15 protein-coding genes and 1 other annotated feature are annotated in these 15,855 nt (G+C 34.1%); all 15 genes read left to right on the top strand.

Annotated features, from left to right (window positions below; translation table 11 throughout):
* Positions 1-1,158: elongation factor Tu (gene tuf, locus VK071_11085; protein ID HLR35853.1), on the top strand; the 1,158-nt coding region annotated here is incomplete at its 5' end.
* Positions 1,159-1,305: 147 nt separating this feature from the next.
* Complete coding sequence (rpmG, locus tag VK071_11090) at positions 1,306-1,455, top strand: 50S ribosomal protein L33 (protein HLR35854.1); 150 nt, start codon at positions 1,306-1,308, stop codon at positions 1,453-1,455.
* A 33-nt stretch (positions 1,456-1,488) separates the two neighbouring features.
* The gene (secE, locus tag VK071_11095) at positions 1,489-1,698 is read left to right on the top strand and encodes a preprotein translocase subunit SecE (protein HLR35855.1); all 210 of its coding nucleotides are present in this window, start codon (positions 1,489-1,491) and stop codon (positions 1,696-1,698) included.
* Positions 1,699-1,738: 40 nt separating this feature from the next.
* Positions 1,739-2,290 (top strand): transcription termination/antitermination protein NusG, encoded by a 552-nt coding sequence (gene nusG, locus VK071_11100; GenBank protein ID HLR35856.1) that lies wholly within the window; start codon positions 1,739-1,741, stop codon positions 2,288-2,290.
* A gap of 71 nt (positions 2,291-2,361) precedes the next feature.
* The gene (gene rplK, locus VK071_11105; GenBank protein HLR35857.1) at positions 2,362-2,784 is read left to right on the top strand and encodes a 50S ribosomal protein L11; all 423 of its coding nucleotides are present in this window, start codon (positions 2,362-2,364) and stop codon (positions 2,782-2,784) included.
* 54 nt (positions 2,785-2,838) lie between these two features.
* On the top strand, positions 2,839-3,558 hold the full coding sequence (rplA, locus tag VK071_11110) for a 50S ribosomal protein L1 (protein ID HLR35858.1): 720 nt from the start codon (positions 2,839-2,841) through the stop codon (positions 3,556-3,558).
* Positions 3,559-3,575: 17 nt separating this feature from the next.
* Positions 3,576-3,721: a sequence feature (ribosomal protein L10 leader region), on the top strand.
* Between the two features lie 30 nt (positions 3,722-3,751).
* On the top strand, positions 3,752-4,285 hold the full coding sequence (gene rplJ / locus VK071_11115; protein HLR35859.1) for a 50S ribosomal protein L10: 534 nt from the start codon (positions 3,752-3,754) through the stop codon (positions 4,283-4,285).
* A 25-nt stretch (positions 4,286-4,310) separates the two neighbouring features.
* Positions 4,311-4,697: a 50S ribosomal protein L7/L12 gene (gene rplL, locus VK071_11120; GenBank protein ID HLR35860.1), complete on the top strand. Its 387-nt coding sequence runs from the start codon at positions 4,311-4,313 to the stop codon at positions 4,695-4,697.
* Positions 4,698-4,966: 269 nt separating this feature from the next.
* Positions 4,967-8,554, top strand: a complete 3,588-nt coding sequence (gene rpoB, locus VK071_11125; protein HLR35861.1) for a DNA-directed RNA polymerase subunit beta — start codon at positions 4,967-4,969, stop codon at positions 8,552-8,554.
* A gap of 45 nt (positions 8,555-8,599) precedes the next feature.
* Positions 8,600-12,136, top strand: a complete 3,537-nt coding sequence (rpoC, locus tag VK071_11130; protein HLR35862.1) for a DNA-directed RNA polymerase subunit beta' — start codon at positions 8,600-8,602, stop codon at positions 12,134-12,136.
* Positions 12,137-12,253: 117 nt separating this feature from the next.
* The gene (locus tag VK071_11135; protein ID HLR35863.1) at positions 12,254-12,496 is read left to right on the top strand and encodes a ribosomal L7Ae/L30e/S12e/Gadd45 family protein; all 243 of its coding nucleotides are present in this window, start codon (positions 12,254-12,256) and stop codon (positions 12,494-12,496) included.
* 23 nt (positions 12,497-12,519) lie between these two features.
* Positions 12,520-12,933, top strand: coding sequence for a 30S ribosomal protein S12 (gene rpsL / locus VK071_11140; protein HLR35864.1), 414 nt, complete (start codon positions 12,520-12,522; stop codon positions 12,931-12,933).
* 142 nt (positions 12,934-13,075) lie between these two features.
* Complete coding sequence (rpsG, locus tag VK071_11145) at positions 13,076-13,546, top strand: 30S ribosomal protein S7 (GenBank protein HLR35865.1); 471 nt, start codon at positions 13,076-13,078, stop codon at positions 13,544-13,546.
* 53 nt (positions 13,547-13,599) lie between these two features.
* Positions 13,600-15,663, top strand: a complete 2,064-nt coding sequence (gene fusA / locus VK071_11150) for an elongation factor G (GenBank protein HLR35866.1) — start codon at positions 13,600-13,602, stop codon at positions 15,661-15,663.
* 15 nt (positions 15,664-15,678) lie between these two features.
* Positions 15,679-15,855, top strand: a 177-nt coding sequence (locus VK071_11155) for a GTP-binding protein (protein HLR35867.1), incomplete at its 3' end; no start/stop codon positions are given.

Genomic DNA, 15,855 nt, shown 5'->3' on the forward strand with positions numbered 1-15,855 from the left:
GTAAATATAGGAACAATAGGTCACGTTGACCATGGTAAAACTACATTAACAGCAGCTATTACTACAGTATTAAGTCAAAGATCTGGAGCGGGAGAAGTAATGAGTTATGATAATATAGATAAAGCTCCAGAAGAAAGAGAAAGAGGAATAACAATTTCCACATCTCACGTAGAATATGAAACAGAAAATCGTCACTATGCACACGTTGACTGTCCAGGTCACGCTGACTATGTAAAGAACATGATCACTGGAGCAGCACAAATGGATGGTGCAATACTAGTAGTATCAGCAGCAGATGGTCCAATGCCTCAAACAAGAGAACATATATTATTATCTAGAAATGTTGGAGTACCAAATATAGTTGTATTCTTAAACAAAGCAGATATGGTAGATGATGAAGAATTAATTGAATTAGTAGATATGGAAGTAAGAGAATTATTAAGTGAATATGAATTCGATGGAGATAATGCAAAGATAGTAGTAGGTTCTGCATTAAAAGCTATAGAAGAACCAGAAAGTGAATGGGGAGACAAAATATTAGAATTAATGGAAGCAGTAGATTCAGAAATTCCAGCTCCAGAAAGAGATACAGACAAACCATTCATAATGCCAGTAGAAGATGTATTCACAATAACAGGAAGAGGAACAGTAGCAACAGGAAGAGTAGAAAGAGGAGTAGTAAAAACAGGTGATGAAGTAGAAATAGTAGGAATGTCAGCGGAAGCAAGAAAAGTAGTAGTAACAGGAGTTGAAATGTTTAGAAAGATTCTAGACGAAGCTCAAGCAGGAGACAATATTGGTGCTCTTTTAAGAGGAGTTCAAAGAGACGATATTGAAAGAGGTCAAGTATTAGCAAAACCAGGAAGTATTACACCACATACAAAATTTGAAGCAGAAGTATATGTACTGACAAAAGAAGAAGGTGGAAGACATACACCATTTTTTGATGGTTATAGACCACAATTTTATTTTAGAACAACAGACGTTACAGGAGATATTAAATTAGAAGAAGGCGTAGAAATGGTAATGCCTGGAGATAATGCTAAGTTTACTATAGAATTAATAACACCAATAGCAATAGAAGAAGGATTAAGATTCTCTATTCGTGAAGGTGGAAGAACGGTAGGATCTGGAGTAGTTACTAAAGTACTTGGGTAAATTAAAAAGACTAGGACTTTTGCCTAGTCTTTTTTAAAGGGGAACTTTTGCAGTAGGCATATTGGCCCATTATGTTTTCATTGACATAATATTTATTTTATGATATTTTATATTAGTAATGTTGTTATAGGTCAGGAGGTGTCTGAAGTGCGCGAAAATGTAACTTTAGCTTGTACAGAATGTAAACAAAGAAATTATACAACTTCTAAAAATAAAAGAAATAATAGTGAAAGAATTGAAATGAAAAAGTATTGTAAGTTTTGTAAGGAGCATACTATTCACAAGGAAACAAGATAATATAGAATACACATAAGTAAGGATGTGAATTAAATGTCTTCTAAGGCTAATAAGAAAAAGAAGGGTAAAGTGGGAACCTATTTTAAAGGTGTAAGGGCAGAGACAAAAAAAGTTTTATGGCCTTCTAAAAGTGATTTAGTAAACTACACAGGGGTTGTAATATTTATTAGTGCAATAGTAGGTATAGTAGTTTGGCTATTAGACGTAGGCATCCATCGTTTATTATCACTCATAATAAAATAATGAAGGAGGTAAGGGCCAGAACCTAGTTGGTCCTGTATTTATGGAAGGAAAAACTGAGAGTAGAGAAGAAAAAGCTAGAAGGGCCAAATGGTATGTAGTTCATACTTATTCTGGCCATGAGAACAAGGTTAAAGCGAATATAGAAAAAATGGTTGAAAACCGTGGTATGATTGATGATATATTTGAAGTAGTAGTACCAACAGAGGAGTATATAGATGCAAAAGGGGGAAAGAAAGAAGTTAAGGAGAGAAAACTTTTCCCAGGGTATGTAATTATTAAAATGATTGTCAATGATGAATCTTGGTATCTTGTAAGAAATACAAGAGGTGTAACTGGCTTTGTAGGGCCAGGGTCTAAACCTGTTCCTCTTAGTCCAGAAGAAGTGTTAGATTTAGGCGTACAAGAAACTAATATACCTTCTGTAGATTTAAAAGAAAATGATTCTATTAGAGTAACTTCTGGACCTTTTCAAAACTTTATGGGGACAGTGGATAGTATTAACCTTGAAAAGAAGAAAATAAAAGTGTATGTTTCTATGTTTGGCAGAGAAACTTTAGTAGAGTTAGATTTTAATCAGATAGAAAAACTTTAATATGCTTATAAGGCTAATTAGCTTTTTAAATAGATTTTAAATTTGTAATTGAAATTAGGAGGTGGAACCATATGGCGAAAAAAGTAATAGCAGTTGTTAAACTACAAATTCCAGCAGGGAAAGCAACTCCAGCGCCACCAGTAGGGACTGCATTAGGACCACATGGAGTAAATATTATGCAATTTACTAAAGAATTTAATGCAAAAACTGCAGATCAAGCTGGAATGTTAATACCAGTTATTTTAACAGTGTATCAAGATAGATCTTTTACATTTATTACAAAGACCCCACCTGTTTCAGTATTATTAAAGAAAGCAGTAGGTCTAGATTTAGGTTCAGGAGAACCAAATAAAACAAAAGTAGCAACAATTTCAAAAGATAAAGTAAAAGAGATAGCTGAGATAAAAATGCCTGATATAAATGCAGGTAGTTTAGAGGCAGCTATGAGTATGGTAGCAGGAACTGCAAGAAGTATGGGAATTGTTGTAGAATAATAAGATTAAATTAAGTGGGAGGATTATCCGTTAAAACCACAAGGAGGTAGTATAATGAAAAAAAGAGGTAGGAGACATCAAGAAAATTTAGACTTAGTAGATAGAGAGAAGTTATATGGACCAGTTGAAGCTATTGAATTGGTAGAAAAAACTGCAAATGCAAAATTTGATGAAACTGTTGAACTTTCAGTGAAGTTAAATGTAGATCCAAAACATGCAGACCAATTAGTACGTGGTGCAATAATACTTCCTCATGGAACAGGAAAAACTAAAAAAGTATTAGCCTTTGTAAAAGGTGATAAAGTTAAAGAAGCAGAAGTAGCAGGTGCTGATTACGTAGGTGGAGAAGAATTAGCTGAGAAAATTCAAAAAGAAAATTGGTTAGATTTCGATGTAGTTGTAGCTACACCAGATATGATGCCCGTTGTAGGAAAACTTGGTAGAATACTTGGACCAAAAGGATTAATGCCAAATCCAAAGTCTGGAACTATTACCTTTGAAATTGAAAAGGCAATAAAAGATATAAAGGCTGGTAAAGTTGAATATAGAGTTGATAAATCTAGTGTTATAAATGTGCCTATTGGAAAAGTTTCTTTTGGAACAAAGAAACTAAGAGAAAATTTTGCAACTATTATGGATGCTATTATAAATGCTAGACCAGCATCGGTAAAAGGTAGATATATTATAAACATTGTATTAGCAAGTACAATGGGGCCAGGTTTAAAAGTGAGTTCTCAAAGAGTTGTTGATGCACTAGTTGACGAAGAAGAATAATAATGATACAATGTTTAAGAAATTGAATATATTTACCGTAGACAGTAGGAACCTGTAAGGTTTAAATCTTTTCCTACCGAGGTGAACCATAAACATACGTAAATATGTATGATATGAATATTATGGTCTCTCCGTGTCTACGGAGAGATTTTTTAATTGCTCAGTCTTCGTCTTAAGGGAGGTGGAACTTAATATGGGAGATGTTCTTCAAGGAAAAAAGGAAATAGTTGAAGAAATAAAAGGAAAAGTAAATAAATCTGAAGCAGTAGTCTTAGTAGACTATAGAGGTCTTAATGTAAGTGAGATAACTGAACTAAGAAAACAATGCAGAGAAGCTGGGGTAGATTATAAAGTATATAAAAATACTTTAATGAAATTTGCATTTAGAGATGCAGGTTTTGAAGAATTTACTGAACATTTAGCAGGACCAAATGCAGTAGCTTTTGGATATGATGATCCTGTTCAAGCAGCTAAAGTAACTTCGGATTTTGCAAAAGGACATGATAAGTTAGAAATTAAAGTAGGAATTGTAGATGGAAAGATAATTGATGTTAAAGAAATAAAATCATTAGCTAGTTTACCATCAAAAGAAGAACTTGTAGCTCAAGCTTTAAGAGGTTTGAATGCACCAATAACAGGATTTGTTAATGTATTACAAGGAAATATTAGAAATCTTGCATATGCATTAAATGCAATTAAAGAAAAAAAAGAAGCTCAAGAAGCGTAAAAATATAATATGGAGGGATTTAGAAATGGCAAGTGAAAAAGTACAAAATTTAATTGAAGAAGTAAAAAACTTAACTGTTTTAGAGTTAGCTGATTTAGTAGAAGCTTTAGAAGAAGAATTTGGAGTTAGTGCTCAAGCACCAGTAGCAGTAGCGGCAGCAGGTGCAGCACCGGCAGATGGTGGCGCAGCAGCTGAAGAAAAAACTGAATTTGATGTTGAACTAACAGAAGTTGGTCAAGAAAAAATTAAAGTTATAAAAGTTGTAAGAGATATTACAGGATTGGGATTAAAAGAAGCTAAAGGATTAGTAGACAGTGCTCCTAAGGCAGTAAAAGAAGGAGCATCAAAAGAAGAAGCAGAGGAAATTAAGACTAAATTAGAAGAAGTAGGAGCAACTGTAGAATTAAAATAGTTTATAAGTAAAAGGCTTTCATTTTAAAGAGAGCCTTTTTTATTGCTTAGGAAACTAAAAGATTGGCTTAAGATTGACGAATATTAACTTGACACCTTAATTGGTATATGGTAGTATATTAAGATGCAATAAACGACTGAAAAATTAAGGGTATAATTTTTTGATTTTTTGTCAATAGTATAGTAGGTATACTATTTTTTACAGGAATAAATTACCGAAAGTGAAAATCACTTTTGGCTACTTCAGTTTTAATAAGGGGTGAATTTTGCATGGTACATCCTGTAACACTTGGCAGGCGTAAAAGAATGAGTTATTCAAGAATTAAGGAAGCGGCTGAATTGCCAGATTTAATTGAGGTACAAAGAAGTTCTTATGAATGGTTTTTAGGTGAAGGACTTAGAGAAGTATTTGAAGACATCTCCCCAATACAAGATTACACAGGAAATATCATACTAGAGTTTGTAGATTACTACTTAGATGAAGAACCAAAATACTCAGAGGTGGAATCTAAGGAGAAAGATGCTAGTTATTCTGCACCATTAAAAGCAAAGATTAGATTAATAAATAAAGAAACGGGAGAGGTAAAAGAACAAGAAGTATTTATGGGTGATTTCCCATTAATGACTCGAAAAGGTACATTTATTATTAATGGTGCTGAAAGAGTTGTTGTAAGCCAGTTAGTTAGATCACCAGGAGTATATTATTCTACAGAAATAGATAAGAGTGGAAAAGATTTATACTCTTCTACAGTAATCCCCAATAGGGGAGCGTGGCTTGAATACGAAACAGATTCAAAAGGCATTGTACATGTAAGAATTGATAGGACTAGGAAGCTAACTATTACAACTCTATTAAGGGCTTTAGGCTATTCTAAAGATGTAGATATTATTGAACTAATCGGAGAGACAGAAGAAGTTTTAAAAACATTGGAAAAAGATAATACAAACACTCAAGAAGAAGCTTTATTGGAAATATATAAAAGATTAAGGCCAGGAGAACCACCAACCGTTGAAAATGCAACTACTCTTTTAGACAATTTATTCTTTGATTCTAGACGTTATGATTTAGCGAAAGTTGGAAGATATAAATTTAATAAAAAACTTGCCTTACGCAATAGAATAATAGGTAGAAAATCAGCAGAAAATATTGCTGACCCTGAAACAGGAGAAATTCTTATTGATAAAGGAGAAAATATTACTCGCGAAAAAGCTTTATTAATCGAAGGTTTAGGAATAAATAAGGTAGATATAGAACTTGATAATGGACAAATAATTAGGGTATTAGGAAATAATTTTGTTGACCCTGAAGTTTTTGGACTGCCATTTTCATTAGAAGAATTTGGGTTAAAAGAAAAGGTGTTTTATCCAAAGATGAAAGAGTTAGTTGATAATTTTCAAGACCCTGAGGAATTGAAAGAAGAAATCAAAGAAAGTTCTAGGGAATTATCACCAAAACATATAATAATAGATGATATTATTGCTAGCATAAGCTACGAGTTTAATCTTTTTTATGATGTGGGAAATGTTGACGATATAGATCATTTAGGAAATAGAAGATTACGTTCTGTAGGAGAGCTGTTACAAAACCAATTTAGAATAGGTCTTTCTAGAATGGAAAGAGTAGTAAGGGAAAGAATGACCATACAAGATATTGATGTGGCAACGCCTCAAGCGTTAATTAATATAAGACCAGTAGTTGCGGCTATTAAAGAGTTTTTTGGTAGCAGTCAATTGTCCCAGTTTATGGATCAAACGAATCCTCTTGCAGAATTAACCCATAAAAGAAGAATGTCAGCATTAGGTCCCGGAGGATTAAGTAGAGATAGGGCTGGTTTTGAAGTCAGAGACGTACATCATTCTCACTATGGGAGAATGTGTCCTATTGAAACGCCAGAAGGACCTAATATAGGACTTATAACCTCCTTAACAACTTATGCTAGAATTAATGAATATGGATTTTTAGAGGCACCCTATAGAAAAGTTGATAGAGAAAATAATATTGCTACAGAAGAGATAGAGTATTTGACTGCAGATTTAGAAGATGAGTTTATTATAGCTCAGTCAAATGAAGAATTAGATGAAGAAGGAAAGTTTGTCAACAAAAGAGTAGTGGCAAGGGGAAGAAATGGAATTATTGATATATACCCAAGTGATGAAGTGGATTATATGGATGTTTCGCCAAAGCAAATTGTATCAGTAGGTACATCTATGATTCCGTTCCTTGAAAATGATGATGCTAATAGAGCTCTTATGGGTGCTAACATGCAGCGTCAGGCAGTACCACTACTGAAGGCAGAATCCCCAATTGTAGGTACTGGAATTGAGTATAAGGCAGCAAAAGATTCTGGTGTTATGATACTTGCTAAGAGAAGTGGAGTAGTAGAGAGAGTATGTTCTAATAGAGTATTAGTAAAAAGGGATTCAGACGGACAAATAGATGAATACAAACTATTGAAATTTACTCGTTCTAATCAAGGGACATGTATAAATCATAGACCTATAGTTAGACGAGGAGATAGAATAGAAAAAGGCGATGTTATTGCTGATGGTCCAAGTACAGATATGGGTGAAATAGCTTTAGGTAAAAACCTATTAGTAGCTTTTATGACTTGGGAAGGTTATAACTTTGAAGACGCCATTTTAATAAGTGAGAAATTAGTTAAAAATGATGGATTAACATCTATTCATATAGAAGAATATGAAGCTGAGTCCAGGGATACTAAATTAGGACCTGAAGAAATTACAAGGGATATTCCTAATGTTGGAGACGATATGCTGAAAAATCTAGATGAAAGAGGAATTGTGCATCTAGGTGCTGAGGTTAAAGCAGGCGATATATTAGTAGGAAAAGTAACACCAAAAGGTGAAACTGAATTAACAGCTGAAGAGAGACTTTTAAGAGCCATATTTGGAGAAAAGGCTAGAGAAGTAAGGGATACTTCTTTAAAAGTACCTCATGGGGAAACAGGTATAGTTGTAGATGTAAAAATATTTTCAAGGGAAAATGGAGATGAATTACAACCAGGTGTAAATCAAATGGTAAGAGTGTATGTGGCAACTAAGCGAAAGATAAATGACGGAGATAAAATGTGTGGTCGTCATGGGAATAAAGGTGTTATTTCTAGAATACTTCCAGAAGAAGATATGCCTTATTTACCAGATGGAACGCCTGTAGAAATTGTGTTAAACCCTCTTGGAGTACCTTCTAGAATGAATTTGGGGCAAGTATTAGAAGTCCATTTAGGATTAGCTGCTAAAAAACTTGGATGGAAAGTTGCAACTCCAGTATTTGATGGAGCTAACGAAGAAGATATAGCCAATGCTTTAAAAGATGCAGGTTATCCTCAAGATGGGAAAATTCAACTAAGAGATGGTAGGACAGGAGAGTATTTTAAGAATCCAGTTACTGTAGGCTATATGTATATGTTGAAATTACATCATTTAGTTGATGATAAGATACATGCTAGATCTACTGGACCATATTCTTTAGTTACACAACAACCTTTAGGTGGAAAAGCTCAATTTGGAGGACAAAGGTTTGGAGAAATGGAAGTATGGGCATTAGAAGCTTATGGTGCAGCTCATACATTACAGGAAATATTGACAGTTAAGTCTGATGACGTAGTAGGAAGAGTTAAAACCTATGAGGCTATTGTTAAGGGTGAAAATATACCTGAACCAGGAGTACCCGAATCCTTTAAGGTATTAATAAAAGAGTTACAAAGTTTAGCTTTAGATGTAAAGGTATTTACTGAAGAAGATGGTGAAATAGAAATAATAGAATCAACAGATGATGAAGCCGAAGACATTGAATTAGAAGGAAAAGATATAATTGGCGATTCAAATGTTGGTAAATAAGCCAAGTATTATTAGAATTTTATTATAGGAAGGAGAGAAAGCTCCTTGTTTGAATTAAATAATTTTGATTCCATAAATATTGGCCTTGCTTCTCCAGAAAAAATTAGACAATGGTCAAAGGGAGAAGTGAAAAAGCCTGAAACTATTAACTATAGAACTTTGAAACCAGAAAAAGAAGGACTGTTCTGTGAAAAGATTTTCGGTCCAACAAAAGATTGGGAGTGTCATTGTGGTAAGTATAAAAGGGTAAGATACAAAGGTGTAGTTTGTGACAGATGTGGTGTTGAAGTTACTAAGTCTAAAGTGAGAAGAGAAAGAATGGGACATATAGAGTTGGCTGCACCAGTATCACATATCTGGTACTTTAAGGGTATACCAAGTAGAATGGGACTATTACTAGATATGTCTCCAAGATCTTTGGAAAAAGTCCTTTATTTTGCAGAATACATTGTTGTAGATCCTGGTGAAACCTCTCTTTCTGAAAAGCAACTTCTTACAGAAGCAGAATATAGAGAGGCAAGAGAAAAATATAAAAATGAATTTAAGGCAGCAATGGGAGCAGATGCAATTAGAGAATTACTTGCTAAAATTCATTTAGATAAAGAAGCAAAAGAATTAAGGATGGGATTGAAAGAATCTAGGGGACAAAAGAAAATACGAATAACTAGAAGATTAGAAGTAGTAGAAGCTTTTAGGAAATCAGGTAATAGACCAGAGTGGATGATTCTAGATGCAATACCAGTTATACCACCAGATTTAAGACCCATGGTTCAATTAGATGGTGGAAGGTTTGCAACGTCAGATTTAAATGATTTATACAGAAGAGTGATAAATAGAAATAACAGATTAAAAAGACTTCTAGATTTAGGCGCACCAGATATTATTGTAAGAAATGAAAAAAGAATGTTACAGGAAGCTGTAGATGCTTTAGTTGATAATGGTAGACGAGGAAGGCCTGTAACAGGACCTGGTAATAGACCTTTAAAATCCTTATCCGATATGTTAAAAGGTAAACAAGGTAGGTTTAGACAGAATTTACTAGGAAAAAGGGTAGATTATTCTGGACGTTCCGTAATAGTTGTAGGACCAGAATTAAAGTTTTCTCAATGTGGGTTGCCTAAGAAAATGGCTCTTGAATTATTTAAACCCTTCGTTATGAAAAAATTAGTTGAAGAAGATTATGCTCATAATATAAAAAGTGCAAAAAGGATGGTGGAAAGACCAACTCGTGAAGTTTGGGATGTATTAGATTTTGTAATAAAAGATCATCCTGTACTTTTAAATAGGGCCCCTACCCTCCATAGATTAGGTATTCAAGCTTTTGAACCTGTGCTAGTTGAAGGGAAAGCAATAAAATTGCATCCCCTTGTTTGTACAGCTTATAATGCAGACTTTGATGGGGACCAAATGGCAGTACATCTACCTTTATCTACAGAGGCTCAAGCTGAGGCAAGACTTCTTATGTTATCTGTAAATAATATATTAGCACCAAAAGATGGAAGGCCTATTACTACTCCGACGCAGGATATGGTCTTAGGTAGCTATTATTTGACAGTAGACATACCAGTTGACAGAGGAGAAGGAAAAGTATTTAAAGATTACGAAGAATTGTTGCATGCTTATTATAGTGATGATATAGATTTGCATGCAAGGGTTAAGGTAAGACGTAAACTTAATGAAGAGGATAGGGGTAAATTAGTAGAAAGTACTGTTGGAAGGTTTATATTTAATGAACATATTCCACAAGATTTAGGTTTTGTTAATAGAGAGAAGGATCCTTATTCCTTAGAAGTAGATAAACTAGTAGATAAACAAACTTTGGAAGAAATAGTAGAAAAGTGTTATAGCAAACATGGTAATACTGTAACAGCAGCAGTTTTAGACCATATAAAAGAAGTAGGTTATCATTATTCAACTATAGGTGCAGTAACTATCAGTATGTCAGATGTAGAAGTTCCAGATAAAAAATTAGAACTATTGGCTAAGGCAGAAGAAGAAGTAGATAAATTTGAAAGATCCTATAGAAGAGGACTTATATCAGATGATGAAAGATATGAAAAAGTAATAGAAATCTGGAATAGAACAACAGAGGAAATTACTGAAGCTTTAATGGATAACTTAGACGATATGAATAATATTTATATCATGGCCCGTTCTGGAGCTAGGGGTAGTAAGAACCAAATAAGGCAATTGGCAGGTATGCGGGGGCTTATGGCAAGTGCCTCTGGAAGGACTATAGAGATTCCAATTCAAGCCAATTTTAGGGAAGGTTTAACTGTACTTGAGTTCTTTATTTCAACTCATGGTTCTAGAAAGGGCCTTGCAGATACAGCCCTTAGAACTGCTGACTCAGGATATCTAACTAGAAGATTAGTTGACGTAAGCCAAGATGTTATGGTTAGAGAACAAGATTGTGAAACAGATCAATATATAGTTGCAGAAGCTTTTAAAGATGGAAATGAAGTAATTGAGGAATTAAGGGATAGGATTGCAGGAAGATTTGCCTTTGAGGATATATTAAACCCTGAAACTGGGGAAGTAATAGTAGAGAAAAATGAAATGATAACAGAAAATATAGCTAATGAAATAGAAAAAGTAGGTATTAAAGAAGTAAAAGTTAGATCAGTTTTAGGCTGTAAAACTCGTCACGGGGTTTGTGCAAAGTGTTATGGTAGAAACTTAGCTACTGGATATAGAGTCCATATAGGGGAGGCAGTAGGTACAATAGCTGCTCAATCTATCGGAGAACCAGGAACTCAGCTTACAATGCGTACTTTCCACACTGGTGGAGTTGCTGGTGAGGATATAACACAAGGTTTACCAAGAGTTGAAGAATTATTTGAAGCAAGAAAACCAAAAGGATTGGCTATTATATCAGAAATAGCGGGGGAAGTTTCTATAAATGATACTAAAAAGAAAAAAGAAGTAATAGTAACTACAAGGGGTGGAGAATCAAAGAACTATAGCATAGTCTATGGTTCAAGACTCAAAGTGAAAGATGGAGATTTCATAGAAGCTGGAGATGAAATTACCGAAGGGTCTGTTAACCCTCATGATATCTTAAGAATAAAAGGAGTCCGTGGAGTACAAGACTATTTAGTAAAAGAAGTTCAAAGAGTTTATAGACTCCAAGGTGTAGATATTGATGATAAACATATAGAAATAATTGTAAGGCAAATGTTAGGTAAAGTAAAAATAGAAGAACCAGGTGATACTGATTTATTACCAGGAAGCCTTGTAAATTTACATCAATTTGAAGAAACCAATAATGAAACAATTAAAGATGGAGAAAGCCCTGCTGTGGGAAGAAGAGCCTTACTTGGGATTACAAAAGCTTCTTTAGCTACAGAATCATTTTTATCTGCAGCATCTTTCCAAGAAACTACAAGGGTTCTTACAGAAGCAGCTATAAAGGGTAAGGAAGATGATTTAATAGGTTTAAAGGAAAATGTAATAATTGGTAAGCTTATACCGGCTGGAACTGGTATGAGAAGGTATAGAGCAATTGATGTATCACCATTAAATGCAAAGGCAGATAAAGAAGATGATGAAAGAAAATTAGAGAAAAATGTTGACAGTTAAATAAACTGATGATAGAATATATAAGTGTGATTTTTAGAGTGGACTCTTTAAAACATGAAGATTATGTGGTTTTTCCACATAATCTTCTAGATGTTTAAAAAGGAGGAGGAAACTTTTATGTTAGAGAAACTAAGTACTGATAATAAAGTTGTAGGTGCAAAGCAAGTTAAAAGGGCAATAGAGGAAAAAAGTGCAGAAATAGTTTTTATAGCTGAAGATGCAGATAAAAAAATAACAATTGATATAGAAAAAATGTGTAAAGAAAAATCTATAGATATAATTTATGTCGAAACTATGGATGAACTGGGTGATGCATGTGGTATTGATGTCAGTGCAGCAACAGCTGCATTATTAAAATAAATTATTAATAAGGAGGTGCTTGAATGCCAACGATTAATCAATTAATTAGGAAAGGTAGAAGGGAGATTAAATATAAATCAAAATCTCCAGCCTTAGGTGTAAACTATAACTCTCTTAAAAAGAGAACTACAACTGTAAATTCGCCTCAAAAAAGAGGGGTTTGTACTGAGGTAAAGACAGTAACTCCTAAGAAACCAAACTCTGCTCTAAGAAAGGTAGCTAGGGTTAGACTTACTAATGGAATGGAAGTAACATGTTATATTCCAGGTATTGGACATAACTTACAAGAACATAGTGTTGTTTTAGTAAGAGGTGGTAGGATAAAAGACTTACCAGGTGTTAGATATCATGTTGTTAGAGGTGCTTTAGATGCTGCAGGTGTAGAGGATAGGAAACAAAGTAGATCTAAGTATGGAGTTAAAAAACCTAGGGAATAATAATTTTAAGGTAAATTGAGTACGGAATGCATTGGAGTTAATCCAATTTTATATATATATATGCATTTTGTGCACAGCGGCAGCTTAAGGCTGTCGAGTACCTATGAATTAATTTTACTTTATAGTTAAGGAGGGAAGAGAAGTGCCAAGAAAAGGACATATACCCAAAAGGGAAGTGATGCCTGATCCGTTATATAATGATATTGTAGTGACAAAGCTTATAAACAATATTATGCTTGATGGAAAGAAAGGTGTTGCGTTAAAAATAGTTTATGATGCCTTTGAACTTGTCAAAGAACAAACTGGTGAAGAACCTCTAGATGTATTCTACAATGGATTGAATAATGTTATGCCTGTACTAGAAGTAAAAGGTAGACGTATAGGTGGAGCAACTTATCAAGTACCTGTAGAAGTTAGACCTGAAAGAAGGCAAACATTAGGATTACGCTGGATTGTGAATGCGACAAGAGCTAGAGGAGAAAAAACTATGGTTGAAAGACTAGCGAAAGAAATTATGGATGCTGCAAATAATACTGGCGCAAGCGTTAAGAAGAAAGAGGAAGTTCATAAAATGGCTGAAGCGAATAAAGCTTTTGCTCACTATAGATGGTAATTTACAAACGTATTTATGCGACAGAAATATAGGTAGCAGAAAGGAGGAATACTGTGCCTAGAGAATTTCAATTGGAAAATATGAGAAATATAGGTATAATGGCTCATATAGATGCAGGAAAAACGACTACAACTGAAAGAATATTATTTTACACTGGAAAAATCCATAAACTAGGAGAAACTCATGAAGGTTCAGCTCAAATGGATTGGATGGAGCAAGAGCAGGAAAGAGGAATTACAATTACATCTGCTGCTACAACATGTCATTGGAGGAACCACAGAATTAACATCATCGACACACCAGGACACGTGGACTTTACTGTTGAAGTAGAAAGATCTCTTCGTGTTCTCGATGGTGCAGTAGCACTTTTCTGTGCAAAAGGTGGAGTGGAACCACAATCTGAGACAGTTTGGCGACAAGCTGATAAATATCAAGTTCCACGATTAGCATTTGTTAATAAAATGGATATCCTTGGGGCAGATTTCTATAGGGTTGTAAATATGATAGAGGAACGTTTAAAAGCATCACCAGTTCCAGTACAATTACCTATAGGAAAAGAAGATAATTTTATTGGTATAGTTAATTTAATTGACATGAATGCTACTGTTTATCATGATGATTTAGGTGAAAAAATAGAAGTGACAGATATTCCTAAAGATATGGTAGACTTAGCGGAAGAATATAGAGAAAAAATGCTAGAGACTTTAGCAGAATATGATGAGGAATTAATGATTAAGTATCTAGAAGGAGAGGAAATAACTTCTGATGAAATAAATAAAGTTATACGAAAGGCTACTATTGATGCTAAAATTACACCAGTATTTTGTGGTTCTTCTTATAAAAATAAAGGAGTTCAGCCATTATTAGATGCCATAGTAGATTATATGCCTTCTCCTATAGATATACCACCGATAAAAGGTGTAGCTGTAGAGTCTGAAGAAGAGGAAGAAAGAATATCATCTGATGATGAACCTTTCTCAGCGTTAGCATTTAAAATAGTAACGGATCCTTATGTAGGGAAACTTGCATATTTTAGAGTTTATTCAGGAACTTTAAAATCAGGAAGTTATGTTTTAAATACAACTAAAAATAAGAAAGAAAGAATTGGTAGAATTCTTCTTATGCATGCAAATAAAAGAGAAGAAGTTGAAAAAGTACATGCAGGGGATATAGCAGCTGCAGTAGGTTTAAAAAGTACTGGAACAGGAGATACTCTAAGTAATGATGAACATCCAATTATATTAGAATCTATGGAATTTCCAGAACCGGTAATTGACGTAGCTATAGAACCAAAGACTAAAGCCAGCCAAGAAAAGATGACTATAGCTCTAACAAAGCTTGCTGAAGAAGATCCTACGTTTAAAACTTTCACTAATGAGGAGACAGGGCAAATTATAATCTCCGGAATGGGAGAACTACATTTAGAGATTATAGTAGATAGGCTTTTAAGAGAGTTTAAAGTAGAGGCTAATGTAGGTAGCCCTCAGGTTGCTTATAAAGAAACAATTACTAAGCCAGTAGAAGTGGAAACAAAACATATAAGACAATCTGGTGGTCGTGGTCAATACGGTCACGTAAAGATAAAAGTTGAACCAGGTGAAGGTTATGAATTTGTAAATAAGATAACTGGAGGAGTAATACCAAAAGAATATATACCATCAGTAGATGAAGGTATACGAGGAGCACTTCAAAGTGGTATATTAGGTGGTTATCCAGTAATGGATGTAAAGGTAACATTGTATGATGGTTCATATCACGAAGTAGACTCTTCGGAAATGGCTTTTAAAATTGCAGGTTCTATGGCCTTTAAAGAAGCCATGAGAAAAGCTAATCCAGCTCTTCTTGAACCTATTATGAAAGTTGAAGTAACTGTGCCAGAAGAATATATGGGTGACGTAATGGGTGATATAAATGGAAGAAGAGGTACTATAGAAGGAATGGAATCTGTAAGAGGTGTTCAGGTAATTAGAGGATATGTGCCTCTTTCTGAAATGTTTGGATATGCAACAGTTTTACGTTCTAATACTCAAGGTAGAGGAACTTATACTATGCAATTTGACCATTATGAACCTGTGCCAAATAGTATTTTAGAAAAAGTATTAGGGAATAAAGAATAAGGAGGAAGTATTAAAATGGGAAAAGAAAAATTTGAAAGAAATAAACCTCACGTAAATATAGGAACAATAGGTCACGTTGACCATGGTAAAACTACATTAACAGCAGCTATTACTACAGTATTAAGTCAAAGATCTGGAGCGGGAGAAGTAATGAGTTATGATAATATAGATAAAGCTCCAGAAGAAAGAGAA

Source organism: Tissierellales bacterium (genome assembly GCA_035301805.1).
Classification (GTDB): domain Bacteria; phylum Bacillota; class Clostridia; order Tissierellales; family DATGTQ01; genus DATGTQ01.

Bases quoted from the DNA above. Each gene is read 5' to 3' on its own strand.
- secE (HLR35855.1), top strand. From the start codon at position 1,489: ATGTCTTCTAAGGCTAATAAGAAAAAGAAGGGTAAAGTGGGAACCTAT.
- nusG (HLR35856.1), top strand. From the start codon at position 1,739: ATGGAAGGAAAAACTGAGAGTAGAGAAGAAAAAGCTAGAAGGGCCAAA.
- rplK (HLR35857.1), top strand. From the start codon at position 2,362: ATGGCGAAAAAAGTAATAGCAGTTGTTAAACTACAAATTCCAGCAGGG.
- rplA (HLR35858.1), top strand. From the start codon at position 2,839: ATGAAAAAAAGAGGTAGGAGACATCAAGAAAATTTAGACTTAGTAGAT.
- rplJ (HLR35859.1), top strand. From the start codon at position 3,752: ATGGGAGATGTTCTTCAAGGAAAAAAGGAAATAGTTGAAGAAATAAAA.
- rplL (HLR35860.1), top strand. From the start codon at position 4,311: ATGGCAAGTGAAAAAGTACAAAATTTAATTGAAGAAGTAAAAAACTTA.
- rpoB (HLR35861.1), top strand. From the start codon at position 4,967: ATGGTACATCCTGTAACACTTGGCAGGCGTAAAAGAATGAGTTATTCA.
- VK071_11135 (HLR35863.1), top strand. From the start codon at position 12,254: ATGTTAGAGAAACTAAGTACTGATAATAAAGTTGTAGGTGCAAAGCAA.
- rpsL (HLR35864.1), top strand. From the start codon at position 12,520: ATGCCAACGATTAATCAATTAATTAGGAAAGGTAGAAGGGAGATTAAA.